Annotated in this window: 28 protein-coding genes; 20 read left to right on the plus strand and 8 right to left on the minus strand. The window is 71.0% G+C overall.

Annotation, left to right across the window (positions count from 1 at the left end):
* Window positions 1-6: 6 nt before the first annotated feature.
* The 4 genes from PS467_RS36095 to PS467_RS36110 all read left to right on the plus strand — a co-directional run bounded on the left by PS467_RS36095 (window position 7) and on the right by PS467_RS36110 (window position 3,436).
* Window positions 7-813, plus strand: a complete 807-nt coding sequence (locus PS467_RS36095; protein WP_311038758.1) for an SDR family NAD(P)-dependent oxidoreductase — start codon at window positions 7-9, stop codon at window positions 811-813.
* Between the two features lie 76 nt (window positions 814-889).
* Complete coding sequence (locus PS467_RS36100; protein WP_311038759.1) at window positions 890-1,888, plus strand: NAD-dependent epimerase/dehydratase family protein; 999 nt, start codon at window positions 890-892, stop codon at window positions 1,886-1,888.
* A 4-nt stretch (window positions 1,889-1,892) separates the two neighbouring features.
* Complete coding sequence (locus tag PS467_RS36105) at window positions 1,893-2,939, plus strand: amidohydrolase family protein (RefSeq protein ID WP_311038760.1); 1,047 nt, start codon at window positions 1,893-1,895, stop codon at window positions 2,937-2,939.
* 134 nt (window positions 2,940-3,073) lie between these two features.
* On the plus strand, window positions 3,074-3,436 hold the full coding sequence (locus PS467_RS36110) for a cupin domain-containing protein (RefSeq protein WP_311038761.1): 363 nt from the start codon (window positions 3,074-3,076) through the stop codon (window positions 3,434-3,436).
* A 113-nt stretch (window positions 3,437-3,549) separates the two neighbouring features.
* Here the strand turns inward: PS467_RS36110 and PS467_RS36115 are convergent, their stop codons facing one another.
* Window positions 3,550-4,536 (minus strand): aldo/keto reductase, encoded by a 987-nt coding sequence (locus PS467_RS36115; protein ID WP_311038762.1) that lies wholly within the window; start codon window positions 4,534-4,536, stop codon window positions 3,550-3,552.
* 49 nt (window positions 4,537-4,585) lie between these two features.
* Window positions 4,586-5,479 (minus strand): helix-turn-helix transcriptional regulator, encoded by an 894-nt coding sequence (locus PS467_RS36120; RefSeq protein WP_432280778.1) that lies wholly within the window; start codon window positions 5,477-5,479, stop codon window positions 4,586-4,588.
* A 214-nt stretch (window positions 5,480-5,693) separates the two neighbouring features.
* On the opposite strand from PS467_RS36120, the gene PS467_RS36125 reads away from it, so the two are divergent.
* The 9 genes from PS467_RS36125 (at window position 5,694) to PS467_RS36165 (ending at window position 12,532) form a co-directional block, all read left to right on the plus strand.
* Complete coding sequence (locus PS467_RS36125) at window positions 5,694-6,017, plus strand: carboxymuconolactone decarboxylase family protein (protein WP_311038764.1); 324 nt, start codon at window positions 5,694-5,696, stop codon at window positions 6,015-6,017.
* Window positions 6,018-6,049: 32 nt separating this feature from the next.
* The gene (locus tag PS467_RS36130; RefSeq protein WP_311038765.1) at window positions 6,050-6,451 is read left to right on the plus strand and encodes a (R)-mandelonitrile lyase; all 402 of its coding nucleotides are present in this window, start codon (window positions 6,050-6,052) and stop codon (window positions 6,449-6,451) included.
* Between the two features lie 33 nt (window positions 6,452-6,484).
* Complete coding sequence (locus tag PS467_RS36135) at window positions 6,485-7,507, plus strand: zinc-dependent alcohol dehydrogenase family protein (protein ID WP_311038766.1); 1,023 nt, start codon at window positions 6,485-6,487, stop codon at window positions 7,505-7,507.
* 276 nt (window positions 7,508-7,783) lie between these two features.
* A complete protein-coding gene (locus PS467_RS36140; RefSeq protein ID WP_311040066.1) occupies window positions 7,784-8,773 on the plus strand; it encodes an aldo/keto reductase in 990 nt (329 codons plus the stop codon).
* Window positions 8,774-8,901: 128 nt separating this feature from the next.
* Window positions 8,902-9,327 carry an aldo/keto reductase gene (locus PS467_RS36145; protein WP_311038767.1) on the plus strand — a complete coding sequence of 142 codons (426 nt, stop codon included), beginning with the start codon at window positions 8,902-8,904 and terminating at the stop codon, window positions 9,325-9,327.
* Window positions 9,328-9,453: 126 nt separating this feature from the next.
* Window positions 9,454-10,407: an NADP-dependent oxidoreductase gene (locus PS467_RS36150; RefSeq protein ID WP_311038768.1), complete on the plus strand. Its 954-nt coding sequence runs from the start codon at window positions 9,454-9,456 to the stop codon at window positions 10,405-10,407.
* Window positions 10,408-10,438: 31 nt separating this feature from the next.
* Window positions 10,439-10,825 (plus strand): DUF2255 family protein, encoded by a 387-nt coding sequence (locus PS467_RS36155; RefSeq protein WP_311038769.1) that lies wholly within the window; start codon window positions 10,439-10,441, stop codon window positions 10,823-10,825.
* A 49-nt stretch (window positions 10,826-10,874) separates the two neighbouring features.
* Complete coding sequence (locus PS467_RS36160) at window positions 10,875-11,258, plus strand: hypothetical protein (protein WP_311038770.1); 384 nt, start codon at window positions 10,875-10,877, stop codon at window positions 11,256-11,258.
* A gap of 83 nt (window positions 11,259-11,341) precedes the next feature.
* A complete protein-coding gene (locus tag PS467_RS36165) occupies window positions 11,342-12,532 on the plus strand; it encodes a multidrug effflux MFS transporter (RefSeq protein WP_311038771.1) in 1,191 nt (396 codons plus the stop codon).
* On the opposite strand, the gene lplAB is transcribed toward PS467_RS36165, so the two are convergent.
* Complete coding sequence (gene lplAB / locus PS467_RS36170) at window positions 12,489-13,544, minus strand: lipoate-protein ligase LplAB (RefSeq protein ID WP_311038772.1); 1,056 nt, start codon at window positions 13,542-13,544, stop codon at window positions 12,489-12,491. The two genes, PS467_RS36165 and lplAB, sit on opposite strands and share 44 nt — an antisense overlap.
* Before the next feature lie 278 nt (window positions 13,545-13,822).
* On the opposite strand from lplAB, the gene PS467_RS36175 reads away from it, so the two are divergent.
* A complete protein-coding gene (locus tag PS467_RS36175) occupies window positions 13,823-16,237 on the plus strand; it encodes a glycoside hydrolase family 44 protein (RefSeq protein ID WP_311038773.1) in 2,415 nt (804 codons plus the stop codon).
* 10 nt (window positions 16,238-16,247) lie between these two features.
* Here the strand turns inward: PS467_RS36175 and PS467_RS36180 are convergent, their stop codons facing one another.
* Together PS467_RS36180 and PS467_RS36185 are read right to left on the minus strand one after the other, a co-directional pair.
* Window positions 16,248-16,715: a DUF2269 family protein gene (locus tag PS467_RS36180; protein ID WP_268975870.1), complete on the minus strand. Its 468-nt coding sequence runs from the start codon at window positions 16,713-16,715 to the stop codon at window positions 16,248-16,250.
* Window positions 16,716-16,943: 228 nt separating this feature from the next.
* Complete coding sequence (locus PS467_RS36185) at window positions 16,944-17,507, minus strand: TetR/AcrR family transcriptional regulator (RefSeq protein ID WP_311038774.1); 564 nt, start codon at window positions 17,505-17,507, stop codon at window positions 16,944-16,946.
* A gap of 107 nt (window positions 17,508-17,614) precedes the next feature.
* Between PS467_RS36185 and PS467_RS36190 the strand changes: the two genes are divergently transcribed.
* The gene (locus PS467_RS36190) at window positions 17,615-18,175 is read left to right on the plus strand and encodes a GNAT family N-acetyltransferase (RefSeq protein ID WP_311038775.1); all 561 of its coding nucleotides are present in this window, start codon (window positions 17,615-17,617) and stop codon (window positions 18,173-18,175) included.
* Window positions 18,176-18,377: 202 nt separating this feature from the next.
* Complete coding sequence (locus tag PS467_RS36195) at window positions 18,378-19,043, plus strand: hypothetical protein (protein WP_311038776.1); 666 nt, start codon at window positions 18,378-18,380, stop codon at window positions 19,041-19,043.
* Window positions 19,044-19,092: 49 nt separating this feature from the next.
* On the opposite strand, the gene PS467_RS36200 is transcribed toward PS467_RS36195, so the two are convergent.
* Window positions 19,093-19,839, minus strand: coding sequence for a class I SAM-dependent methyltransferase (locus PS467_RS36200; protein WP_311038777.1), 747 nt, complete (start codon window positions 19,837-19,839; stop codon window positions 19,093-19,095).
* Window positions 19,840-20,104: 265 nt separating this feature from the next.
* Between PS467_RS36200 and PS467_RS36205 the strand changes: the two genes are divergently transcribed.
* The 3 genes from PS467_RS36205 (at window position 20,105) to PS467_RS36215 (ending at window position 23,461) form a co-directional block, all read left to right on the plus strand.
* Window positions 20,105-21,259 (plus strand): tetratricopeptide repeat protein, encoded by a 1,155-nt coding sequence (locus tag PS467_RS36205; protein ID WP_311038778.1) that lies wholly within the window; start codon window positions 20,105-20,107, stop codon window positions 21,257-21,259.
* Window positions 21,256-22,347 (plus strand): polyprenyl synthetase family protein, encoded by a 1,092-nt coding sequence (locus PS467_RS36210; protein ID WP_311038779.1) that lies wholly within the window; start codon window positions 21,256-21,258, stop codon window positions 22,345-22,347. The genes PS467_RS36205 and PS467_RS36210 overlap by 4 nt, the downstream gene beginning before the upstream one ends.
* Window positions 22,348-22,525: 178 nt before the next feature.
* The gene (locus PS467_RS36215; protein ID WP_311038780.1) at window positions 22,526-23,461 is read left to right on the plus strand and encodes a fumarylacetoacetate hydrolase family protein; all 936 of its coding nucleotides are present in this window, start codon (window positions 22,526-22,528) and stop codon (window positions 23,459-23,461) included.
* Between the two features lie 78 nt (window positions 23,462-23,539).
* Here PS467_RS36215 and PS467_RS36220 read toward each other — a convergent pair whose 3' ends face one another.
* Entirely contained in the window at window positions 23,540-24,178 is a 639-nt protein-coding gene (locus tag PS467_RS36220; RefSeq protein WP_311038781.1) for a L,D-transpeptidase family protein, read from the minus strand.
* A 150-nt stretch (window positions 24,179-24,328) separates the two neighbouring features.
* Between PS467_RS36220 and PS467_RS36225 the strand changes: the two genes are divergently transcribed.
* Window positions 24,329-24,955, plus strand: coding sequence for an alpha-ketoglutarate-dependent dioxygenase AlkB (locus PS467_RS36225; protein ID WP_311038782.1), 627 nt, complete (start codon window positions 24,329-24,331; stop codon window positions 24,953-24,955).
* A 9-nt stretch (window positions 24,956-24,964) separates the two neighbouring features.
* Here the strand turns inward: PS467_RS36225 and PS467_RS36230 are convergent, their stop codons facing one another.
* Complete coding sequence (locus PS467_RS36230; protein ID WP_311038783.1) at window positions 24,965-26,290, minus strand: MFS transporter; 1,326 nt, start codon at window positions 26,288-26,290, stop codon at window positions 24,965-24,967.
* Between the last annotated feature and the right edge of the window lie 143 nt (window positions 26,291-26,433).

The following is a 26,433-nucleotide window of genomic DNA, read 5'->3' on the forward strand; positions in this document are numbered from 1 at the left end:
ACGGACATGACTGGACTGAAACTGGACGAGAGCCGGGTCGCGGTCGTCACCGGTGGCGCGTCCGGGATCGGTGCCGCAATCGTCGACGAGCTCCTGGCCCGCGGGGTCGAGGTGGCAGTCCTGGACGTCGACGAGGCCGCGCTGAGGGACTTGGTCGACCGGGTTGAGGCAGCGGGCCGTCGCGTGAGGGTTTACCCGTGCGACGTGGCTGACTGGATGGCTGTGGAAGCTGCGGCGGCCGACATCCTCGCGGATCTCGGCCGGGTGGACGTACTGTGCGCGAACGCCGGGGTTGCCGGCCACCGGACTCCGCTGTGGCGGCAGGATCCCGCTGAGATGGAGCGGGTGCTTCGGGTGAACGTGCTCGGCGTGACCAACGCGATTCGCGCCTTCGTCCCGCAGATGGTGGAGCGGCGCGCCGGACACGTAGCGGTGACGGGCTCCTACCTGGCGTTCGTCACCCGCTCCGGCGGCGGCAACGCGGCGTACGCCTCCACCAAGCACGCTGACCTCGCGATCTGCGAGGTACTGGCCGAGGAATTCGCGCACCTCGACATTCCCGTCGGGGTCAGCATGGTGGCACCCGGTCCGGTTGCCACCCCGCTGCAGGCCACGGCGACCACTCCGGCAGACCATGCCGATGCGTTGCCGCCTGCGAAGAAGATCCTGGACTTCGTGAAGGCCTCGGACGTCGCGGCCGCCACCATTCTTGCCATCGAGGAGGGGCGATCCTCCGTCCTGGTCGACGCCGCGACAACTGAGTACGTCCGCTTGCGGCTGACGGCCCGCCTCGAATCGCTGACCAGCGCGTGAGCGGCAACCGACGCATGACAGCACACAGCTGTCCTGAGAGCGTGGCCTCTGAGTGCCACCAGACAGGAGTGACGAAATGACCCAGTCGACCGTTCATGGTGACAAGCCAGTGCTGGTCACCGGTGCGGCGGGGTTCCTGGGCGCGCGCATCGTCGAGCAGCTCGCCGCGAGCGGGCGTCCGGTGCGCGCCGTCGACGCGGGGACCACGGACCGGGCGGCGGCGCTCGCGGACCTTCCCGGGGTCACGAGCGAGCGGATGGACCTCCGCGACACGGCCGCGCTGGAGTCGGCCGTGCAGGGCGCCGATGCCGTGGTGCATCTCGCGGCGCTGCGCCCCAAGGCGACCCAGTCCCGCCCGCAGGAGTCGTTCCAGGTCAACGTCGGGGTGTCCTACGACCTCATGCGGCTCGCAGCGGAACACGATGTCCGGCGGATCGTCTTCGGGTCCTCGCACAGCGTCTACGGCTCGTTCAAGACGCCCCGGGCTTTCCGATGGCGCGAGGACGACCTGCCGCCGAGTGCGGACCTGGGGATGTACGGCGCCAGCAAGATCGCGGCGGAGGCATACCTCAACGCGTTCGCGGCGGCGGGCGGCCCCACTTACGTCTCCACTCGGCTCGCAACGCTGTACGGTCCCCAGTCCAACCGGGACAACTCGCTGGCGGGCATCATGCTCGACGTGCTGGCCGCGGTCCGGCGGGGGGAGCGGCCGGTGGTCCGCTGGGCGCCCGATGCCTTGCACGATCTGGTCTACGTCGACGACGCTGCCCGGGCCATGATCGCTGCGGTGAACCTGCCCGACGACCGGGCGAACCTGGCGGTCAACGTCGTCGGCGAGCCGGTCAGCTCCACGGAGGCCTTCGGCACCCTGGTCGAGCTCGGCGGCGGTGACCCGGAGTCCATCGACTGGCAGCCCGAACTCAGCCGCTTCCAGCTCACCAGCCCGGATCTCATGCGGTCGGTGCTGGGTCCGGTGCTGACCACGGACCTGCGCACGGGCCTGGGCGAGTTCGTGAAGTGGGCAGCGACCCTGCCACCCGCGAGGACGACGGATGCCGTCGTCGGGGCGGTGTGATCTGTTGGACGCCCGTTTCCTGCGCCGGACCAGCTCCGGCAGGCCGGACGAGTTCGGGACGATCTTCCCGCCCGACCCGGACTGGTTGCGCCTGACCCCGCCCGAGCCCTCCGAGCTCGACATCCCTGTCGTCGACGCCCACCACCATCTGTGGAACCTGCCTGGCTACGACTACGACCTGCCCGAGCTGCTCGCCGACCTCGACCAGGTCCCGGCGGTGGCGGGCACCGTCTACGTGGAGTGCGCCTCGCACTACCGCGCCGACGGGCCCGCAGAGTTCCGCCCGGTGGGGGAGACCGAGCATGTGGTCGCGCTGATCGCGGCCGGCGATCCAAGGATCGCTGCGGGCATCGTCGGGTTCGCCGACCTCGACCTCGGTGATGCGGTCGCCCCCGTCCTCGAGGCCCACGTCGAGGCGGGGGAGGGGCGGTTCCGCGGCATCCGCTTCGGCACCGGCTGGGATGAAAGCCCGGACATCCAGAACACCCAGACCGGCCGGAGGCCGGGGATGCTCCGCGAGGAGACCGTCCACGCCGGTGCGCGCCGATTGGCCGCGCTGGACCTGAGTCTGGACGTGTGGCTGTTCCATCACCAGCTCGGTGACGTCGCGACGCTGGCCGAAGCGGTGCCGGATCTGCGCATCGTGCTCGACCACTGTGGAGGACCGCTCGGCTACGGGCCCTACGCGGACGATCGAGCGGGCAACTTCATGCTCTGGCGGGCGGGCCTGCGGGAGGTCGCGGCACGCCCGAACGTCTGGTGCAAGATCGGCGGGCTGGTGGCTCGTGGCGCGGCCTTCGACTATCTGACCGCGACCCGGCCACCGTCATCACAGGAGCTTGCGCTTATCTGGCGCCCCTGGGTGGAGGCCTGCATCGAGGAGTTCGGCGCCGACCGGTGCCTGTTCGAGAGCAACTTCCCGGTGGACAAGATGGGCGTCTCCTATGGCCTGCTGTGGAACTGCTACCACCTGCTCACCGAGGGGGCCTCGGAAGACGAGAGGCGCCGGTTGTTCGCGGAGAGCGCACGCGATGTCTACCGGCTGGCGTGACCCCGATCTGCTGCGTGTCGCGCACGGGCTCTGCGCTGTCCGGCACATGCCGGACTTCTGACCTGTCGGGATCGTGAAAGGGTGACATGGGCAACAGACTTACTGTCCTGAGGGCTACGACCGGGAACCCGTCGATGCGCGCAGAGGAGACATTCACGGGTGAGGCATGGCGCGACCCGCTCGTGCCCCTGGGTGACGGCGTGTCGATCGGTAACGTGTTCTTCTCGCCGTGCGCACGGACCTACTGGCACGAGCACGACGGCGGCCAGCTGTTGTTCGTGCTCGCTGGTAGCGGCCTCGTCTGCACTGCGGACGAGACCATCGCGGTCGGTGCCGGCGACCGCGTGTGGACGCCGCCCGGCGTCCGCCACTGGCATGGCGCCACTGGCGAACGCTTCATGTTCCACACTGCGATCACCGTGGGCGGGACGACCTGGCAGGAAGAGGTCTCGGAGGAGACCTACAGCGTCGGCTGCGGACGGCGTGACGCACGGTGAGCGGTCAGATGTCACCCAGGGCGCCCGCGCGGCGTTCGGGGGGCGCCCCGCGCTGACGGTGACGGCCATCCACAGTCGGCCCTATCGCCGCCTCGGTCCGCACCGTGGCCGTCCTACTTGCCGACGAGGCGCATGTGCATGTCGTTGTAGCGGTCGCCGTGCACGCCGATACGCGCTGCCGTGGCGTCGAGGTCCGCTACCTCGTCGGCGGACAGAGCGACCTGGGTCGCTCCGGCGTTCTCCTCCACACGCTCGATGCGGCGGGTGCCGGGAATCGGAGTGATCCAAGGGTGCTGGGCGAGCAGCCAAGCCAGGGCGATCTGGCCCGGGGAGACGTTCTTGGCTCGGGCGAGAGCGGCGACATGGTCGACCAGTGCTTGGTTGGCGGCGCGGTTGTCCTGGTTGAACCGGGGAATCGTGGAGCGGATGTCGTCTTCGGCGAACGTGGTCGTGGTGTCGACGGTGCCGGTGAGGAAGCCCTTGCCGAGCGGGCTGAACGGTACAAAGCCGATGCCGAGCTCAGCGAGCGTGGGCAGGACCTCGGGCTCGGGGTCGCGGGTCCACAGGGAATACTCGCTCTGTACCGCGGTCACGGGATGGACGGCGTGAGCCCTGCGGATCGTTGTCGCCGCCGCCTCCGACAGGCCGAAGTGCCGAACTTTGCCGGCCTGGACCAGCTCACCGACCGTGCCCGCGACGTCCTCGATCGGGACGTCGGGATCGACACGGTGCTGGTAAAAGAGGTCGATCGTGTCGGTGCGCAGGCGGCGCAGGGAGGCGTCGGCCACCCGCTTGATCTGCTCGGGCCGGCTGTCGAGCCCGGCCGGCTTGCCGTCCTCGATGCGCCAGCCGAACTTCGTGGCGACGACGGCCTGAGAGCGCACCGGAGCGAGCGCCTCGCCGACCAGTTCTTCGTTGGCATAGGGGCCATAGACCTCCGCGGTGTCGAAGAAGGTGATTCCCCGGTCGACGGCGGCGCGGATCACCCCGACCATGTCCTGCCGGTCGCCGGGGTTGGGGCCGTAGCTCTGGGACATGCCCATACAACCCAGGCCCACGGCCGAGACCTGCAGGCCCTGGCCGAGCGTACGCGTGTGCATTGTGTGTCTCCTCGGGCGGCGACGGTGATCGGGGTCGGGCGGCCGCTGTTCAGCGGCTGCTGGCGCGGTCTGTGGCCGTCGATGCGTCTTCGGTGGCGGCCCAGGCGGCGAGAAGCTGGAGAGCGTCGTGGTCGGGAGTGTGGGGAGGGGCGCTGTAGGCGGTGAGGACGAGGCCGGGTTGCGCGGGTAGTTCCATGGCGTCGAAATCGAGGGTGATTTCTCCGACCTCTGGGTGGCGGAAGGCTTTCCGGCCGGTGTGGTGCAGGCGCACGTTGTGTTTGGCCCAGGCGGCGCGGAATTCCTCGCTGCGGGTGACGAGCTCGCCGAGGAGTCCGGTCAGGTCGCTGTCGTGGGGCGCACGGCCGGCCTCGGTGCGCAGCAGGGAGACGGTGGTGTTCACGGACTCCTCCCAGTGGGGGAAGAAGTCGCGGCCGCCCGGGCTCAGGAACTGGAAGCGGGCGACATTGACCGTCCGGGTGGTGCGGTCGGGGAACAGCGGGGAGTACAGGGCCCGGCCGAGGCGGTTGGTCGCCAGGATGTCCAGGCGGCCGTTGCGGATGAAGGCCGGGGAGTCGGTCATGGAGTCCAGGACACGCAGGACGCTGTCCGGGAGCGGGCCGCGGGCGCGCTTGCCACGGCGAGCGGGGCGCTTGGCGGCGGCGCGGGCCAGGTCGTGGAGGTGGGCGCGTTCGGCGTCGTCCAGCTGAAGGGCGTTTGCGACGGCGTCGAGGACTTCTTCCGAGGCCCCGGCCAGACGGCCGCGTTCCAGGCGGACGTAGTAGTCGCTGCTGACGCCGGCGAGCAGGGCGACTTCTTCGCGGCGGAGGCCCGGTACGCGCCGGTTGCCGCCATAGGTGGGCAGACCGGCCTGCTGCGGGGTGATCTTGGCGCGGCGAGAGGCCAGGAACTCGCGGATGTCGCTCTCGGTACTCACGTATTCCAGGCTAAGCCGGATGGCGCACATGAAGGGGGCCCTGTCAGTACCTGTAACGGCAGACCCTTCCCCGCCTCCTTGACCTGCGGTTTCCTCGATATCGGCAGAGGTCCGGCCCCTGGGATCCACCGGGATGCGGGCTCTGGCCCCGGCCGGACGGCCGCCCCTGCCCCAGGCTGAATCTGGGGCGATTTGCTCGCTTTATGTAACAAGGAGTCACCGCATGCCGAAGCAGTCTGCACCCCAGGAGCTGGCCCAGATCGCGCCCAAGCTCGTCGAGGTCACCAACGAGGTCCTCTTCGGTGACGTCTGGGAGCGGCCCGGGCTCTCCCCGCGGGACCGCAGCCTGGTCACCGTGAGCGTGCTCGCCGCGCTGTACCGCAGCGAGCAGCTGCCGTACCACCTGGGCGTGGCCCTGGAGAACGGGCTGAGCGTGGAGGAGCTGTCCGAGGCGATCACCCACCTGGCCTTCTATGCGGGCTGGCCCAACGCCATGACCGCGATCAACCAGCTCAAGAAGATCGCCGACGAGCGGGACGCCGGCTGACCCGCGGCCTGCCCCTGTCACGAGCTCTGATCATGAAACTGTTGACCAAGCAGCCGACGATGAAGCTGCCGACCGAGTGGTTCACCGGCGACGCGTGGGCCGATGTGATCCACCGCGGTGAGGCGCCCTCCCAGGCCCGCGCGAACGCGGTGCGCTTCGCCCCCGGCGCCCGGACCGCCTGGCACAGCCACGGCCTGGGTCAGACGCTTTACATCGTCGCAGGTATCGCCCTGATCCAGTCCCGCGGCGGCACGATCCTCGAAGCCCACCCGGGCGACGTGATCTGGACCCCGCCGGGCGAGGAGCACTGGCACGGCGCCGCCCCGGACCACTTCATGACGCACATCGCGCTGTGGGAGACCGACGAGGTCGACTGGCTCGAACACGTTGGCGATGACGAGTACGGCGGCCCACGCACCAGCACCCGCCGCTGATCCGAACCCGGACAACCTGTAAGGACGATCATCATGCGCGGAGCCGTTCTCTACGCTCCCGGGGACGTGCGCTTCGAGGAGCGTGCCGACCCCAAGATCATCAACGCGACCGATGCGCTCATTCGTACCGCCGCGACCTGTGTGTGTGGCTCGGACCTGTGGGACTACCGCGGCATCAACCCGGTCGAGCAGCCCACACCGTTCGGCCACGAGTACGTCGGCATCGTTGAGGAAGTCGGCAGCGAGGTGACGGCCGTCAAGCCGGGTCAGTTCGTCATCGGCTCGTTCTTCGCCTCCGACAACACCTGCGCGAACTGCCGCAACGGCTATCAGACCAACTGCTTGCACCGCGAGTTCGTAGGTGCGGAAGGCTGTCAGGCCGAGAAGATCCGCATCCCGCTCGCGGACGGCACCCTGGTCGCCACTCCAGAGCAGCCCGCCGAGGAGCACATTCCCAGCCTGCTGGCCTGCTCCGACGTGATGGGCACCGGCTGGTACGCGGCCGTCGCCGCCGAGGTGCGGCCCGGCGACACGGTCGCGGTGGTCGGCGACGGCGCGGTCGGGCTGTGCGCGGTCATCGCCGCCAGAGAACTGGGCGCGGAGCGGATCATCGCCATGTCCCGGCACGAGCCCCGGCAGAAGCTGGCCCGGGAGTTCGGCGCCACCGACATCGTCGCCGAGCGCGGCGAGGAGGGCATCGCCCGCATCAAGGAGATGACCGGCGGGATCGGCGCCGACCGGGTCCTGGAGTGCGTGGGGACGCAGGAGTCCATGCGGCAGGCGCTGCCCTCGACGCGGCCCGGCGGCCACGTCGGCTTCGTCGGCGTCCCTCACGGCGTGGCGCTCGACGGCCAGGAACTGTTCTACTCCCACGTCGGCCTGCGCGGCGGCCCCGCCCCCGTCCGCGCATTCCTGCCCGACCTGATCGACCGCGTGCTCTCCGGCCGCATCAACCCGGGCAAGGTCTTCGACCTCACCCTGCCGCTCGAACAGGTCGCCGATGCCTACCAGGCCATGGACGAACGGCGCGCCATCAAGGCACTCCTCATGCCCTGAAGCCAGCGGTTGCACAGCACGCCGTGGGAGCCGACCGTGGCCGGCCGGCTGACGCCTGATCGGGGTAGATCCTGACGGAGATCGGGCAGACCTCGACGGATGTGCCCGTCCGCGCCCGCCGGCCGCACATGCTCGGCGTCCCGCACGGGCGAGGACCGTTCTTGCAGGTGCCCCGGCACGGCACGACCCGGCCCTTTGAGGCTGTCGTAGACCGCTGCGCTGTGTACCGATACCGGGCGTACTGCCCCTACCGGATTGGAAGAACCACCCATGACGATGACCTACAACCACCTCGGCCGGACCGGCTTGAAGGTCAGCAGGCTCGGCCTGGGGACCATGAACTTCGGCTGGGTCACCGACGAGCCCACCAGCTTCGCCATCCTCGACCGGGCCGTCGAGGAAGGCATCAACGTCATCGACACCGCCGACGTGTACGGCGGCCCGCAGTCACCCGACATGGCACAGGGCTACGGCCTTTCCGAGGAGATCATCGGCCGCTGGCTGGCCCAGGGCGGCGGCCGACGCGACCAGATCGTGCTGGCCACCAAGCTCTACCAGCCCATGGGCACCGGCCCCAACGACAAGTACCTGTCGGCCTACAAGATCCGCAGGGCCGCCGAGGCCAGCCTCCGGCGACTGCAGACCGATCACATCGACCTGTACCAGATGCACCACGTCGACCGTTCGACTCCGTGGGACGAGATCTGGCAGGCCATGGAGCAACTCGTCCGCGAGGGCAAGGTCACCTACGTCGGCAGCAGCAACTTCGCCGGCTGGCACATCGCCACTGCCCAGCAGGAAGCGAGCAAGCGGCACTTCCTCGGTCTCGTCTCCGAGCAGAGCCTGTACAACCTCAACGCCCGCACCATCGAGCTCGAACTGATCCCCGCCTTGCGCCACTACGGCCTGGGCCTGATCCCGTGGAGCCCCCTGGGTGGCGGCCTGCTCGGCGGCGCCCTGCAGAAGGCCGACAGCGGCCGGCGCTCGTCTCCCGACTTCCTGGCCACCGTTGAGCAGTACCGGCCGCAGCTCGAACGGTATGAAGCCCTGTGCGCGGACCTCGGCGAGCGACCCGCAGACATCGCCCTCGCGTGGCTGTTGCACAACCCGGCGGTCGCCACCACCATCGTCGGGCCGCGCACTCCCGAGCAGCTGACCGACTCGTTGCGAGCCCCGCACCTGTCCCTGTCACCGGAGACCCTCCGTACGCTCGACGAGATCTGGCCGGGCCTCGGCGGTGAGGCTCCCGAGGCGTACGCCTGGTAGCCCGGCGAGCAAGGCGGCAAAGCGGCCGCCTGACCGGGTATCGCGTCGCCGAGAACGACGTCCGACGCTCTGGCGGCCGCCCTACAGCTGCACCTCGCCACTGCAACGGGCCCATCAAGGAGGACAGAATGCGCCAGCGCATACTGGGGCGCGACCTGCGAGTCTCTGCCATCGGCCTCGGCGCCATGGGCATGTCCCACGGTTACGGCCCCAACCCAGGTGACCGCTCAGACATGATCGCCGTGCTTCGCAGCGCCGTCGACCGCGGAGTCACCTTTTTCGACGCCGCAGAGGTGTACGGCCCCTACGCCAACGAGGAGCTCGTCGGACAGGCCCTTGCCCTGGTGCGAACGCCACACCGGGACAGGTCGCGCTCGCCTGGCTGCTTGCCCAGCATCCGTCGATCGTGCCGATTCCCGGAACTCGGCGGTCGACACGTAGCAATTCCACGAAGCGAGTCGCGGGGGATGGGCCACTGCTTCGACGGCACCCACCCGCGACCAGTCCGTACTTGGCCTGCGGCCGCACCGGCAGTGAGCCGGCCCCGGGGGTGACCACCGGGCTCGGACACAGCCATGCCTTTGCACCCTGACCATGTGAATCTGCCGCTTCTCACCCCCACGCACGGGCGAGAAGCGGGCCAACCTGTCCAAAGCGTTGAGACCAGTGAGGTACACACGATGAAAGTGATCGCCGTCGAAACCTACGGTGGCCCCGAGGTACTTCACCCGGTCGAGCTGCCGGACCCGCATCCCGGCCCCGGGCAGGTACGCATCCGAGTACGCGCCGCCGCAGTCGCTCCGGTCGACGCGATGCTCCGCACCGGTCTGCTGGCCGACATGAACGCCGGGCGCACCCCGCCGTTCGTGCCCGGGATGGAGGTCGCCGGCGCCGTCGATGAGGTTGGCGACGACATCGACCCGGCTCTGGCGGTCGAGGTCGGGGAGAAGGTCGTCGGGTTCGTGGACAACCTCGGCACGCACGGCGGGTACAGTGACTACGTCGTGCTGCCCGCCGCGTCGGTCACCCGCATCCCCGAGGGGGCATCCGCACCGGAGGCGGCGAGCTTCATCAACAACTCGCTGACCGCGCTCAACGCGCTCGACGCCCTGAAGCTCCCCGCGGGTGCGACGCTGCTGGTCACCGGGGCGGCCGGCTCGGTCGGCGGCTACCTCACCCAGCTCGCCCACCACGCGGGCCTACGGGTCATCACGATCGCCGGTCCCGGTGACGACGACCTCGTCCGCACGTTCGGCGCCAACGAGGTCGTGCACCGAGGGCCGCACGCCGCCGCAGACGCCCTCGCCCTCATCCCGGGCGGGGTGGACGCGGTCGCAGACGCCGCCTTGCTCGGCGACGACATCGTCGACGTGATCCGCGACGGTGGACAGTTGGCCACGTTCCGGCCCTACCACGGGGAACCCGGCCGGGGAATCCGCGTGCACGGGCTGAACGTGCGGCAACGCGCGACCGACCATGCCGCGATCACCCGTCTGAGAGACCTCGTCAACGAGGGTGTCCTGACCATGCGGGTCGGGCCGGTATTGCCCGCCGCGGATGCCACCGAAGCGCATCGGCTCCTGGACGCCGGCGGCGTACGGGGTCGCATCATCCTCGAGTTCCCCATCCCCTGACCCACCGCCCAGAACGAAGGAAGGCATCACCATGCGCGCCTGGCCCACCGAAGACATCGACCGCCTCGCCGCTGGCGACGACCTGCACATCGCCCCGTTCCGACCCGATGGGACCACCACCGGGACGCCGACCTGGATCTGGTCGGTGGTAGTGGACGGGCGCCTGTTTGTGCGGGCATGGAACGGGACCCGCTCCCGCTGGTACCAGGCCGCGATAACTCAGCACGCCGGGCAGATCACCGCGGCCGGCACCACCTATGACGTCGAGTTCCAGCCTGCCGACACAACGATGAACGGCCGTATCGACACGGCCTACCGGACCAAGTACGCCGGCAGCAGCTACCTGCCGCCGATGGTGTCCGCCGGCCCGCAGGCCGCGACCGTCGAGATCACCCCGCGCGCCGGCTCCGCATCCTGAGCAGGCTACCGACGCCCTCCATCGACTGGTGTGAGAAGGAACTGCTTCCGTGAGATCCATGCTCCTCCCGCTCGTGTTCGCCGCGGCGTTGCCGCTGCTGCTTTCCGCATGCAGCTCCGCCTCCTCCGACGGCAGCGGCGCGGCTACTTCGTCGTCGTCCACCCCGCCGTCATCAGCTGCATCGGCCCCCACTTCCAGCGCTTCCGCCGTAACCGATCCCGACGACTCTGGGGAGGTTGCCGACACGATCGTGCGATTCACCGCCGGTGACACGTCGGTCGACGTCACCATGGAGGACAACCCGGCCGCTCGGGACTTCTTGTACTCCAGCACCCACGCCGAGGACTCCCTCGTACTCGGCAGCTACGACGCCACGATCGACGAGCTCGAACAGCTCGAAGGACGTGACGTCACCGTGGAGGCCATCCCGTGAACGACCAGGCGACACTTCCCCTCGGTCACCACTCGGCCACAAGCCCAGCGCGACGCGTCGGGCCGGCACTGTCCACACTTCTGATGCTGCTGACCGTGTTCGGCCCCATCTCGATGGACCTCTACCTACCAGTCCTGCCCTCGCTGACGAGCGAGCTTGGCGCAGCCACCTCGGCGGCGCAGTTCACCCTGACCGCCTGTCTGATCGGACTCGCTGTCGGGCAGATCATCGCCGGGCCGCTGTCGGACCGGTTCGGGCGCCGCACACCGCTGCTCATAGGGATCACCGCCTACATCGCCGCGTCCGTACTGTGCGCGATCAGCCCCAACCTCGTGACCTTGGTGATCGCCCGGCTCGTGCAGGGTCTCGCGGGCGCGGTCGGGATCGTCATCGCCCAGGCAGCCGGCCGGGACGTCTATGAAGGCGGTGCCCTGATCCGTTACTACGGGCGTCTGACCGTGCTCGGTGGTCTCGCCGCGATTGTCGGCCCCGTCCTGGGAGGGCAACTCGCCCGGATCACCGACTGGCGCGGCATCTTCCTCTTCCTCGCCGCGATCGGAGTACTGCTGCTGGCCGCCACCCTGATCATCTTCGGCGAGACGCTTCCCAACGATCAGCGCACCCGTGGCGGCATGAAACAGACCGGCCGCGACTTCCACCGTCTGTTCTCCGACCGCCTCTTCGTTGGATCGGTGCTCATCGCCGGCCTGACCTACGCCGCCCTGTTCGCCTATCTGTCCGGAGCGACCTACATCCTCCAAGGCACCTACGGGCTTTCCCCGCAGGCATACTCAATCGCGTTCGGCGCTAACTCCGCCGGGTTCATGATCTTCGGCTACATCGGCGGCCGCACTGCCGAGCGGTGGTCCGAACGCGGCACGCTCATCGTCGGCATCGCCATGACCGCCATCGGCTCCCTCGGGCTCCTCTCGACCGGACTGTGGAACCTGTCCTTGCCCGTCGTGCTCGTCTCCTTGTTCGTTCTCGCTTCCGGCGTCGCGTTCGCCTCGCCCCCGACCACGTCGCTCGCCCTGGCCGACTACCCGGAACTCGCCGGCACCGCGTCCTCGGTACTGGGCTGCGCCCGCTTCGGGCTCGGAGGAGTCGCCGCACCGCTCGTCGGCCTCGGCGGTGCCCAAGCCGTCCTACCGCTAGGCATCGTCACTGTCGCGTCGATCGGACTCGGTGTTGGCGCCCATGTGGTGTTCGTCGGAGCGCTCCGTGCGGTTTCTACGGCACCCGCGCCGTCCACTCCTCGTTGCTGTACTTGGTGAGGGCCAGTTCCTCGGCGCGCGCCATCTCCTCGTTGGTGAGGTGTCCCTGGGCGAGGCCGTAGCGGGTGCGGAAGGAGGTGAGCATGCGGTCGATGATCTCGGCTCGGGGCAGGCCGGTCTGGCGGCGGAGCGGGTCGACGCGTTTTCCGGCGCTCCTGGTGCCCTTGTCGGACATCTTCTCCTTGCCGATGCGCAGGACGTCGAGCATCTTGTCGGCGTCGATGTCGTACGCCATCGTCACGTGGTGCAGTACGGCGCCGTTCCCGGCGGCGAGGCGTTTCTGTGCGGCGCCGCCGATCTTGCCTGCCTCGGAGGCGATGTCGTTGAGGGGCTGGTACCAGGCTTTGATGCCCATGTCGCCGAGCGCGTTCAGCACCCAGTCGTCGAGGTAGGCGTAGGAGTCGGCGAACGACAGCCCGGAGACGAGGGAGGCCGGTACCGACAGGGAGTAGGTGATGGTGTTCTCGGCCTCCACGAACATGGCTCCGCCACCGGAAATGCGCCGCACCACGGTGACGCCGTGACGAGCCGCGCCCGCGGGGTCCACTTCATTGCGGAGGGATTGGAAGCTGCCGATGATGACGGCCGGGGCGCCCCATTCCCAGACGCGGAGGGTGGGGGCGCGGCGTCCGGCCGCGACCTCCTCGGTGAGGACCTGGTCCAGGGCCATGTGCAGGGCCGGGGACTGTGGCGGTTCGTGGATGAGCTGCCAGTCGTAGTCGGTCCAGTCCGTGGCTCGGGCCAGGGCTCGGCGCACGGACACCGCGACTCCCTCGGCCGTGATGCCGTACATCGTGGTGCCTGGTGGGAGTGCCGCCTCGATGCGTGCGGTGAGCCCCGCCGCGTCGGTGTCGGCGGGGGCGCCTTCCAGGGCGTGATCGATGGCGGCGAGGGCCTCGTCGGGTTCGAGGAAGAAGTCGCCGGCGACCCGCACGTTGCGCAGGACGCCGTCCTGGTGGTCCAGATCCACGACCACGAGCTTCCCGCCAGGGATCTTGTACTCGCCGTGCATGTCCTGCCCGCCTCCTGCCTCGGTCCGGCGCCCTCGATCATTATCCCGCGTCAGGTCGCGCGCTCCGGCCGGGTCCGGTTTCGGTCCGGACGGTTGACACCGCCGCGGGCTTCACTGACCATGTGAACGCTCTTTGGGAGCGCTCCCATGCACGTCCCCCCATCGTGAGGCCGTACGGCACCACCCGCCCCTGTGCCCCGCCCGTGCACACGTGTGCTCCTGTGCCTGCCGCGTGGCCGGGCCGTGCCGCATGGCCGTCTGGAAGGAGGACCATGCGCATGACTCCGAGGGCCGCGCTGGCGGCCGTGGTGCTGCTGGTGGCGGGCGGGGGGCTGGCCGACCCCGTCCGGGCCAGTGCCTTACCGGACCGGGGCGCGGCCCGCGCCGCCGCGGACGGCCCCGCGCTCACCGTCGACGCCACCACCGGGCGCCACCCGATCGACCCGCACATCTACGGGATCAACTTCGCCGACGAGTCGCTGGCCGAGGAGCTGCGGCTGCCGGTCCGGCGGTGGGGCGGAAACGCCACGACCCGCTACAACTACCAGCTGGACGCCTACAACGCGGGCGCGGACTGGTACTTCGAGAACCTCTTCTACGACAACGGCACCGACGGGCTGCCGGACGGCTCCGAGGCCGACAAGTTCATCGACCAGAACCGCCGCACCGGCACCGACACCGTGCTGACCGTGCCGATGAGCGGCTGGACGACGGCGGCCCGCAACGCCGCCTGCGGCTTCAGCATCGCCCGTTACGGACCCCAGCAGGGCAGCGACGCCCAGTGGCGTCCGGACTGCGGCAACGGGGTGAAGAGCGACGGCACCAATGTCACCGGCAACGATCCGGCCGACACCAGCGTGGCCGCGGGACCGGAGTTCACGGGGGACTGGGTGCGGTATCTGAACCGCGCCTACGGGAGCGCGGACGACGGCGGGGTGCGCTTCTACGACCTCGACAACGAGCCCGACCTGTGGCACAGCACCCACCGGGACGTCCACCCGGACGGAGCGGGCTACGACGAGCTGCGGGACCGCGCCTACGCCACCGCCGACGCGATCAAGGACGCCGATCCGGGGGCGAAGACCCTCGGCCCGGTCGGCTGGGGCTTCAACTCCCTGATCTACTCCGGCCTCGACCAGAAGACCTGCAACGAGAAGGGCGGCGACTGCTGGTCCAACCCGCCGGACCGGGCGGCCCACGGCGGACTGCAGTTCGCCCCCTGGTACCTCCAGCAGATGAAGGCGTACGAGCAGAGCCACGGCCGCCGCGTCCTGGACTACTTCGACGAGCACATCTACCCGCAGCAGTCCGGGGTGTTCGGCGACGCCGTCGATGCGGACACCCAGGCCCTGCGGCTGCGCTCCACACGGCAGCTGTGGGACCCCACGTACGTGGACGAGAGCTGGATCAACCAGCCGGTGCAGTTCATCCCCCGGATGCGGTCCCTGGTCGACGAGAACTACCCGGGCACCAAGCTCGCCATCACCGAGTACAACTGGGGCGCGCTGAACCACATCAACGGGGCCCTCGCCCAGGCCGATGTGCTCGGCATCTTCGGGCGGGAGGGGCTGGACCTGGCCACCTTGTGGGACCCGCCCGCCGCCACCGAGCCCGGTGCCTACGCCTTCCGGATGTTCCGCAACTACGACGGCGAGGGCGGCTCGTTCGGCGAGACCGCGGTCCACGCGGCCAGCGCCGACCAGGAGAAGCTCGCCGTCTACGCGGCCGAACGCGCCAGTGACCACGCGCTGACCGTGGTGGTCGTCAACAAGACCACCGGCGACCTGACCGCCCCGGTGTCCCTGACCGGCGGCACCGGAACGGCCGGAGCGGCACAGGTCTACCGCTACGGCCAGGACGACACCACCGCGATACGGCACCTGGCCGACCAGCCGCTGACCGACGGCGGCTTCACCACGACCTTCCCCGCGTACTCCATCACCACCTACGTGCTGCCCGCCGGGTCCGCCGAGGCGGAACCGCCCACCGCCCCCGGCACCCCCGCCGCCACCGCGGTCGGTTCGGACCGGGCCACCCTGTCCTGGACCGCGTCCACCGCCGGGTCCTCCCCGGTGGCGAGCTACCAGGTGTACTCCGGCGACCCCGCCGGCACCGCTCCGGTGGCCACCGTCGACGCCCCCGCCACGAGCGCCACCGTCACCGGGCTGTCCCCGGCCACCGCCTACACCTTCCGGGTGGTGGCCAAGGACACCGCGGGCCGCTCTTCCCCACCGTCCGCCCCGGTGCGGGTGACCACCGCCGCGGCCCAGCCGGCCGGCTGCACGGTCGACTACCGGGTGGGCAACGACTGGGGCACCGGTTTCACCGCCACCGTCACGCTCACCAACCGGGGCCCCGCGCTGAACGGCTGGCGGCTCGGCTTCTCCTTCACCGGCGACCAGAAGGTCACCCACGGCTGGAACGGCACCTGGAGCCAGAACGGCGCCGCCGTCACCGCCAAGGACGCCGGCTGGAACGCCGCCCTGGCCACCGGCACGTCCACGACCATCGGATTCAACGGCTCCTACACCGGGACGAACGCCGCGCCACGGGACTTCACCCTGAACGGCGAGCCCTGCACCGTCCCCGGCACCGCGGCCGCCGCACGGATCGCGGCCCCGGTCGGACACGCGCCCGGGGACGGGGCCGTACACGGATCCGCCGGGGCCGTACCCGGATCCGTACGACGGTGACGGGGCCGGGTCACGCTCCGGTGGTCGAACCCGGGCGGACGATCATGAGGATGGTCACGACCGCCCACAGCAGGTTGAACACGCCCGTGAACATGGCCAGTTGGGCCGTTTCGGTCCGCTCCAGGGCCTTGTGGGCACCGAGGGTGTCGATGAGCTCGTCCTGACGCGGCAGCACGAAGGCGGCCAGGATGCCGGCGGCCGCGGCCGTCAGCGCGATGGAGGCGGTGAGCCAGCCGCTGCTGAGGACGCCCATCGCGGCGGCCGTGGCGAAGCCGAGAAGGGGCACGGCCAGGCCCAGCTTGGCGTAGACACGGCAGATGCGGTGCAGGAGCCGGACCGTACCCAGGTCCGCCGCGCCCTCGGCGGCGGCCGCGTGGGCGCGGCGGGCCGCGGCCGGGAACATGCTCGCGGCGACCGTGACGGGGCCGATCGCGACGATGGCGGCCAGGACGTGCAGGGAGAGCAGGATCTTGGTCATCGGGTGGCGTCCGGCTCCGTTCCGAAGGTGGCGAGCACCAGCGTCTCCTTCCAGGCGTGGGGCGGGTGGCGCCCGCCCCACGCTAGGGAGCCGGAGGAGGATCACCCAGGGGCGTGAGTGACAGACATCAACGGATTCCCGCCATGCCGGGCCGGGACCACGGCGGGCCGGGGCCACGGCGGCCGGGACCGCGGCGAGCGGGTCGGCGGCGGGTCGGTCGGCGGCGGGTCAGCGGATATGGGCGGTGAGCAGGCCGAGGGCTCCGTCGACCGCCCGGCCGAAGACCTCGGCCGAGTCGGCGGCGCGGGCCAGCACATAGCCGCCCTGCAATACCGCGACCAGCGCGGTGGCCGTGCCCACCGGGTCGAGCCCGGGGGCGAGCTCGCCGTTTCCGCGCCCCTCCGCCAGCAGCCCGGTCAGCCGGTCGGTGAGCCAGGTGAAGGTGTCCTCGACCGGCCGGCGCAGATCCGGGTCCGCCATCACATCGGGGTCCTGGGTGAGACGGCCGACCGGGCAGCCCTTCAGGACGTCCCGTTCCCGCCGCAGATAGGCCGTGATCCGCTCGACCACCGTGCCGGGGCCGCTGAACTGGGCCTCCGCCCTGCTCCGCAGCTCCTCGGCGCTGCGGCTGATGGCGGCGAGCGCCAGATCGGGTTTCCCGTGGAAGTGGTGGTACATGCTGCCCTGGCCCGCTCCGGACCGCGCCTGGATCGCCTTCGGGCTCGTGCCCACGTAGCCGCGCTCCCACAGCAGCTCACGGGTGCTTGCGATGAGTCGTTCCCGGGTGTCCATGGACAGGATCATACATACTAGTAGGTACAAAAGAAACGCGCGGACGAGCCTCTCGATGGCAGGATCCCTCCCGTAGTGCGCGTTGGTTCGGACCGTGGAGGGTGACGATGTACGCGATGTCCCTGGGCGAGGACGGCGCGGAGCTGCGCCCGCTGGAGCCGTGGCAGGCCGAGGAGTTCCTGCTCCACATGGACCGGGGACGGGAGTTCATCGGGCGGTACATCGGGCTGGCGGACGCCGTCGCGGACCTGGAGTCGGCCCGTGCGTTCCTCCAGGGGTACGCGGAGAAGGCGGCGGCCGACGCCGGGCGGATCCACGGCATCTGGGCGGACGGCACACTGGTCGGCGGAGTCCTCTTCCGGACGATGGACATCAAGCAGGGCACCGCGGAGGCGGGTTGCTGGCTGGAGCCGTCGGCGGTGGGCAGGGGACTGGTGACCCGGGCCGCGCGCCTGATCATCGACTGGGCCGTCGAGGAGCGGGGCATCCACCGCGTCGAGTGGTGGGCCGCCTCCGCCAACGAGGCCAGCGTCGCCGTGGCCCGGCGGCTGGGGATGACCAGGGAGGGTGTGCTGCGGCAGAGCTACTGCCATCGGGGCGAACGGTACGACATGGAGATCTGGTCGGCGCTCGCGCCGGAGTGGCGGGCGGGCCGGACGTCCTCCTGAGCCCCGTGTGGCCAACTCGTCCTGATCCACCGGGCGTTGCCGCCGCCATGAGGCGGAGCCGAAGGCGGTGCCGAACGTCCGGACGCGGTGCCGAACGTCCGGACGCGGTGCCGAACGTCCGGATGCGGTGCCGAATGGCCGGACGCGGTGCCGAACGGAAAACGACTGGGCACCGCACCGGACCCGGTGTTACAACCGCGCGGTGGGAACCTGGACCGACGCCTTCATCGCCCCCGCCGAACCGACCCTGCTCCCGGCGGAGTCCTTCGGCCGCCTCGTGGTGGACCTGGCCCGCGAGCGTCTGGTCCGTACACCGTGGTCGCTCCTGGCGGGCAGGCTCTGCGTCAACGCGAGCCTCAACTGGACCAGCGTCAGCGGGAAGGCGCGCTACGACCGGCCCGCCGTGGGCACGCCGCTCAGCACCGAGAGACATCCGCTGTGGCAGGACGACGACCTGTGGCGGGACGACGACCCGCCGCCCTGGGGCGATTCCCACGAGGAGGCGCGACTGCTCGCCACGGGCGAGCGGATACTCGACGTCCTCCCGGCCCTCCGGGCGGCTCCGTACGCACAGGAGGACATCGCGGTCGTGTTCCCCTGCCTGGACTTCCGCCACCGGGGCATCGCCGACTTCCTGATCGGCGAGGACCACCGCACCATGCTGGTGTGCTTCGCGCTGGCCCGGCCGCAGGCCCGCCCGCTCGCCGCGGACGACACGGCGGAACCCGGCGGGGAGGTGCATCCGGTGCGCACCTGCGTGGTCCACACCTACAAACTCGCCCGGCGGTACGGCCCCGCCTCGGCGATCACCGCCGTCGCCGCCCGCCACCTCGGTCCCGACCTGGTCACCGGCAGGACCTGGGGCTGACCGCGAGGGCCGGCGGGGGACGGTGGGGGTCGGTGGGGGCAGCGGGGCGTCAACGGAGGCGGCGGGCGACGGTGATGATTTCCGGGCTGGTGTCCGTCAGCGGCCCGCGGTCCCAGTCCCCGAACCGCTCCGCCGCCTCGAGTCCCGCCTCGGCCAGGAACCCGGCCAGCGTCTCCGGGCCGAGGAACCGCAGCGTGCTGCGGCTCAGCAGGGGCCCATCCCAGCCCGTGCCGGTGTAGGTGTGCGTGGCCGAGACGAGATCGCCCCGCACCGGCAGCTCCACCTCGCACACACAGCGCACCACGGCCCCGGTGGGGTCCACCACCTCGCCCGAGTACCGCGTGTCCCAGTCCTCCCACTCCCGTACCAGCGGATTGCGGGTCTCGAACACGAAGCGGCCGCCGTCGGCCAGCGCCGTGGCGATCGCGGCCGGCGCACCGCGCAACTCGTCGTCCCCGAGCAGCTGCTGGAAAGCGTGGCCGGTCATCACCACCAGATCGAACTCACGGTGCCACCGCCGCGCCGACACCGCGTCGCCGAGCACCCACTCCACATCCGGGCGCGCCCGCGCCACCTCCAGCATCCCCGCCCCGGGATCCAGCCCGCACAGCCGTCCCGTGTGCCCGTCCTCCCGCGCTCTGCGCAACAGCGCGCCCGTTCCGCACCCCACGTCCAGCACGGAACGGGCGGACATCACCAGGGGGAGATAGAACGCGAAGTCCGTGCGCTCGTCCCAGGGGCAGAACAGGTCGTACAGCACGGCCAGCCGGTGATCGGAGAACTGCGTGTCCACCATGGCCGTCAGAGTGCCCGCGCACCGGCGCGCGCACAAGATCCGGCACTCGCCCCGGCCGTGAGCGGGTGGGCCGGGAAAGTTTTTGCCGTCGATCGAGCCATCCGGTGAACCTCGAAGGGCCTGGTCGCGTCTTGATCATCGACGGGATGCGCCGCAGCGGTGCCGCTTGGCCGACTCAGGCTTCCGGCTAGCTATACACTGCATGTATACATGCGGTGCATAGGTGCGCCGCGCGCTCTTGGGGACCACAGACGGAAAGGCATCCATGTACGGCAAGGCATTCGCTCCTGAGTACCAGGGCTCGCTCACCACCCTGTCCGTTAACTCTTCGCTGGTCGACGTACTGGCAGCGGGCACCGAGCAGTTGCGGGCGGCCGAGCGGGGCGGCTCACCGGGGGAGGTGGCCCGTGCGGGGCTGGCGGTCGCCGAGGCGTACCGGAGGCTGGGGCACGTGGGTGAGGCCGACCGCGAGTGGAAGGCCAGCTACCGGGCGGCCCGTACGGCGGGGGACCTCGGGGCGATGGCGTGGGCGCTGTGGAGCGGAGGCACGCTCGCCCGGCAGCGGGGTGCGCTGGCGCTGGCGTGGCGGCTGCTGGGACTCGCGGCCGACCTCGGCGAACGCGGCGGGGACATCGTCGTCCGCGGCTACTCGCTCGCCGGGATGGCGGAAACCGGCCGTATCCAGGGGGACTACGAGGCCGTGGGCGCGCTGCACGAGAAGCTCCTCGCCGAGGCGCGGAAGCGCGGCGAGGCGCGGCACACCGTATGGGCGCTGGAAGGCATCGCCCAGATGCACCGCAACACCGGGTCGTACGACTCGGCCTACGCGATGTTCGAGGAGGCCGCGGGGATAGCCGCACAGGCCGAGGACCGGCGCGGACACGCGTGGGCGCTGCGCGGCATGGCCGACATCATCTCCGTCCGCGACGGGGACGTGGAGCGCGCGCTGGAGCTGCTCTCCGAGGCCGAACTGACCTGCCGTGAGATGAACCTGGTGAGCGCGCTGGCGTACAACCACAAGATGCGCGGCAACGTGCTCTACCGCGCGGGCCGTTACGAGGAGGCCCGCGCGATGTACGAGCAGGCGCTGGAGGAGTTCCGCGACATGAGCGAGCCGCGCGGCGAGGCGCTCGCCAGGCTCGGGCTCATCAAGTCCCTGGCCCGGCTGGGCCGCGACCGTGCCCGGACCGCCGAGGACCTGTCCGAACTGGCCACCGCGCTGGAGCGGATCGGGCTGCGGCACGCCCGGCGGATGGTGGACCGGGCCCGGGAGGAGTTCGGTCTCACCGAGGCCGCGGAGGTCGCGGGGGTCGCGCAGGCTGTGGGGGACGCGCAGGCCGTGGGGGTCGCGCAGGCTGCGGGGGTCGCGGGGCCCGCGGGGGTCGTGGAGGGCGCGGAGATCGTGGGGGCGGCCCGATGACCACGGCAACCACGGCGTTCCCCGTGTTCCTCGGGGCGGACGAGATCACCGCGACCGCCGGCGACATCCTCGGCCGCTGCCGGGACCTGGTGCGCCCGGCGCTGGCCGAGGCGGTCGGGCGGCTGCACCCGTGGCTCGGCGAGATGGCCGCGTACTCCTTCGGCTGGTGCGATGTGGGCGGCACGCCCGCCGGGGGAGTGGGTGGCAAGGGGGTGCGGCAGGCGCTGGCCGTGCTGAGCGCGGAGGCGGCCGGGGCGTCCGGTGAGGCGGCGGTCGCCGGCGCGGTGGCCGTGGAGCTGGTGCACACCTTCTCACTGCTGCACGACGACATCATGGACGGCGACCAGACCCGGCGCTCCCGGCCCACCGTGTGGAAGGCGTACGGGACGGGCCCGGCCGTGCTCGCCGGCGACGCCCTGTACGCACTGGCGGTGGAGGTGCTCGCCGCCGCGCCCGGCGGCGGGACCGCGGCCGCGGTGCGCCGCCTGGGCACCGCGATGGCCGACCTCTCCAGCGGACAGGCGGACGATCTGCTCTTCGAGTCGCGCCCCTGGACCGGGCCCACGGCGGTGGAGCCGGAGGAGTACCGCACGATGGCCGAGCACAAGACCGGGGCGCTGCTCGGCTGCGCCGCCGCCCTGGGCGCCGCGCTCGCCGGGGCGCCGGAGACCACCGTGGCCACCTTGGACCGGGCCGGACGGCATATGGGCGTGGCGTTCCAGGTGGCGGACGATCTGCTGGGCATCTGGGGCGATCCCGCGGTCACCGGCAAACCCGTCCACCACGATCTGCGGCGGAGCAAGAAGACCTTCCCCGTGCTCGCCGCCCTGAGCGCCGACGGCCCCGGCGCCCCGGCCGCCGGACGGCTGGCCACCCTCCTGGAGGAGTTTCCCGACACTCCGGACGACGCCACCACGCACCGGGCGGCCGCTCTGATCGAGCAGGCCGGCGGCCGCATCGCGGCCCTGGCGGAGGCCGACCGTCACATCACCGCCGTGGAAGCGTGTCTGAACGGTCTGCCGCTGGCGCCGCGGGCGAGCGCGGAGCTGCGCACGCTGCTGGGCTTCCTGGTACGGCGCGAGATCTGACCGCCCCGGTGAGGGGCCGGCCCGCCCCTCATCCGGGGCGGTCGAACCTCACCCGGGGCGGTCGAAGCGTCATCGTGGCGGCGGGTGCGCGCACGGCCACCGCCCCTCCTCCGGCGCGGTCACGCCCTCCGCTGGGTAGGAGGACGAGTCACAGCGTCAGGAGAGGAGAAGACGACAGATGACACGCATCGTGCGCTTCGCCGACGACGCCGGGACCGTCCGGACCGGAGTGGCCGACGACACCGGCGGAGTACGGGCCTTCCCCGGGGCGCCGCTCATCGCCGAGCTGCTGCGGCTGTCCGGGGCGGAGCTGCGGGCCCTGGTGGACAACACCGTCTCCGGCCCCGCCGCCGCCCACGAGGAGGACGTCCTGCTGCTGCCGCCGCTGGACGGGCTGATGGAGCTGTGGGCCGCGGGGGTGACGTATGAACGCTCCCGCGAGGCCAGGGTGGAGGAGAGCGCCGAGCAGTCGGTGTACGAGCGGATCTACGACGCCGAGCGCCCGGAGCTGTTCTTCAAGGCGGCGCCCTGGCGGGTGGTGACCGACGGTGAGCCGATCGCCGTACGGGACGACTCCGAGCTGAACGTCCCCGAGCCCGAACTGGCGCTGGTCCTCAACCGGCACGGCGAGACCGTCGGCTATCTGGTCGCCGACGACGTCAGCTCACGGTCCATCGAGGGTGCGAATCCGCTCTACCTCCCCCAGGCCAAGATCTACGCCGGAAGCGCCGCCGTGTCCTCCGGCATCGTGCCCGCCTGGGAGATCGCCGCCCCCGACGCGCTGGACATCACCCTGGTGGTCTGGCGCGACGGCGAGGCGGCCTTCCGGTCGGCCACCTCCACGGCCGCGTTCCACCGCACCCCGCGGGGGCTGGTGGAGCATCTGTGGCGCTCCCAGCCCTTCCCCGACGGCGCCGTGCTGTCCACCGGCACCGGTATCGTGCCCGCGCTCGACTTCACCCTGCGGGCCGGGGACGTCGTGGAGATGTCCATCGAGGGGGTGGGCACCCTGCGCAACCCGGTACGCGCCGGTCAGGCCGAGCTGGACTGGCTGGTGGAAGCCATCAGCGATCCGCTCACGCGCCGTGCCCACCGAGGCGGCTCCCCGAAGTGATCCCGGTCCCGAAGTGATCCCGGCTCCCCGGAACGATCCGGCTCCGCGACGGCCGTCCCGCGCGTGGCCGGCCGGTCCTCAGCGTGCGAGCGAGACCGCGTCGCCCATGACGACGACGGGTCCGCGGTCCGGGTCCAGCGCCCGCAGCAGCTCCTTCATCGGGCCCTTCCCGAGGCTCACACATCCGCGCGTGGGGCCGCCGTGGTCGACGTGCAGCCAGATGCCGCCGCCCCGGTCCGGACCGAGCGGGCGGGTCCGGTCCAGGGGTGAGGTGCCGGGCGCGCGGTTGTAGTCGATGGCGACCACGTAGTCGAACGAGCCGGTCAGGGGCTCGCCGTCGAAGCCCGTGCCGCTCGTGGTGAAGCCGGCCGAATGGTCGTAGGGCAGCCGGGTCCCGGGGTCGGGGAGCCGGCCGCCGGCGTCTGTGAGGGTGTAGACGCCGATGGGGGAGCGCAGATCACCCTCGCGGTGGTGGTCGGTCCAGCCCTCCAGCGCGTTGTGCGCCGGCCGACTCGTCCCGGCCCGCCAGCCGGTGCCGGTGCGCTCGTACAGGATGGCCGTGGACACCGGCGCGTTCCGGTCGTGTCCGGCCACCACCAGGACCTGCCGGGACCGGCGCGGCACCCTGGCCCAGGTCCGGGGCCCCACGCCAGGTGGCCTCCCCGCTGCCTCCTCCGGGGTGACGCCGGGCGGGCGGCCGGCCGTATGGCTGGTCATATCGCGCTCCCCTCAGCGGTGACACGTCGTCCCCGTATCGACGCTAACCGCGTATCCGCCCGCGTCGGTACGCATGCGCGTCTCCGCCCGCGCAGGTCCGTATGCGCACCTTGGGGAACGTGTGTCCGATGACATCGGTACGCTGCCCATATGGGCGTATATCTCCAGGGTTCGCTCTTCGACCAGGCCGACGACATCGGTCTCGGCCCGCTGCGCGGGATGCGCAGGACCGAGCTCGGGTCCGGGGCCTGGATCGATCTGCGGCCCGGGTGGCTGAGCGGGGCGGACGACCTGTTCACCCGGCTCGTCGCCGAGGTCCCCTGGAAGGCCGAGCGGCGGCACATGTACGAGCAGATGGTGGACGTTCCCCGGCTGCTCGCCTTCTACGGCGCCGAGGACCCGCTGCCGCACCCCGTCCTGGCCGAGGCCAGGGCGGCGCTCTCCGCGTACTACGCCACCGAGCTGGGGGAGCCCTTCACCACGGCCGGGCTGTGCTACTACCGGGACGGCCGGGACAGCGTGGCCTGGCACGGCGACCGCATCGGCCGGGGCAGCAGCGAGGACACCATGGTCGCCATCCTGTCCGTGGGCGCGCCCCGGGACCTGCTGCTGCGCCCGCGCGGTGGCGGCGGCACCGTGCGACGGCCGCTCGGCCACGGGGACCTGCTGGTGATGGGCGGCTCCTGCCAGCGGACCTGGGAACACGCGATCCCCAAGTCCGCCCGTGCCGCCGGCCCGCGGATCAGCGTCCAGTTCCGCCCCAGCGGCGTGGGGTGAGGCCGGCGGTCACCCGTGAGCCTGGGACCCGATCGGGTCGTCCTCCAGATCGGTGGTGTGGGTCTCCTTCAGGAACCACACGCACAGCGCGGAGATCAGGGCGATCACCACGATGTAGCCGGACACCGGCAGCGATGAGCCGGTGGAGGCGACGAGCTGGGTGGCGAGGACGGGGGTGACGCCGCCGCCGACGATGCCGCTCGCGTTGTAGGCCACGGACGCGCCGGTGTAGCGGTAGCGGGTGGCGAACATCTCCGGGAGGTAGGCGCCCATCGGGCCGTACAGCGCCGCGAAGGCCAGCATCCCGACGGCCATCGCGAGCCCGATGAGCAGTGGCTCACCGGTGTTGATCAGGGCGAACATGGGATACGCCCACAGCGCGGCCAGAATCCCCGCGCTCAGGCAGACGGTACGGCGGCCGATGCGGTCGGACACCACGGCCAGTACCGGCGTGGCCAGGCCGAGCACGAGCGCCGCCACCATCGCGCACAGCAGCAGCATGTCCTTGTCGAGGTCCAGCTCCGTGGTGCCGTAGGACAGCGCGAAGGTCGTGATCGTGTAGAAGAGCGTGTGCGCGAGGATGAAGGCGCAGGTCGACAGGGCCAGAGTGGCGCCCTGGCGGCGGACCACGTCGACGATGGGCGTCTTGGCCCGCTCCTGCTGTTCCAGCGCCTTCTGGAAGACCGGTGTCTCGGCGATCCGCATCCGGATGTAGTAGCCGACGACGACCAGCGCCGCGCTGGCCAGGAACGGGATCCGCCACCCCCAGGACTCGAAGGTCGCGTCGTCCATTACCCGGCCCAGCAGCAGGAACGAGCCGCCGGCGATGATGAAGCCGATGGCCGGGCCGATCTGCGGGAAGCTCGACCACAGCCCCCGCTTGCCCCGGGGCGCGTACTCGGTGGCCAGCAGCACCGCGCCGCCCCACTCGCCGCCCAGCCCCACACCCTGGAGGAAACGGCACAGCACCAGCAGTACGGGCGCCGCGATCCCGACCGTCCCGTAGGTGGGCAGCAGCCCGATGGCGACCGTTCCCGTCCCCATCACGAGCAGCGAGGTGACCAGCATCGCCTTGCGCCCGGTGCGGTCCCCGAAGTGTCCGAAGATGACCGCGCCGATCGGGCGGGCGACGAAGCCCACACCGAAGGTGGCGAACGCGGCCAGCGTGCCCGCGAGCGCGGAGAAGGTGGGGAAGAACAGCTTGCCGAGGACGAGCGCGGCCGCCGTCCCGTAGATGTAGAAGTCGTAGAACTCGATCGCCGTTCCGACGAAGCTGGCGACCGCGATCCGTGTCGTGGACACGGTGCGGCCGGCGGGCGGGGCGAGGGTGGACATGGCGGCGGCTCCCAGGTGACGTGCACTGCGGTCGGAGTATCTGGCCCGGCCAGGGGGCATGCCACCGTTCCCTGTCGGGAATCGGCCGGATGCTTTCCTCTCTTTGTCGAAAAGCCGACGGTCGCCGGGGGGCCGTCGGCCGT

It is taken from the genome of Streptomyces luomodiensis (assembly GCF_031679605.1).
Lineage (GTDB): Bacteria > Actinomycetota > Actinomycetes > Streptomycetales > Streptomycetaceae > Streptomyces > Streptomyces luomodiensis.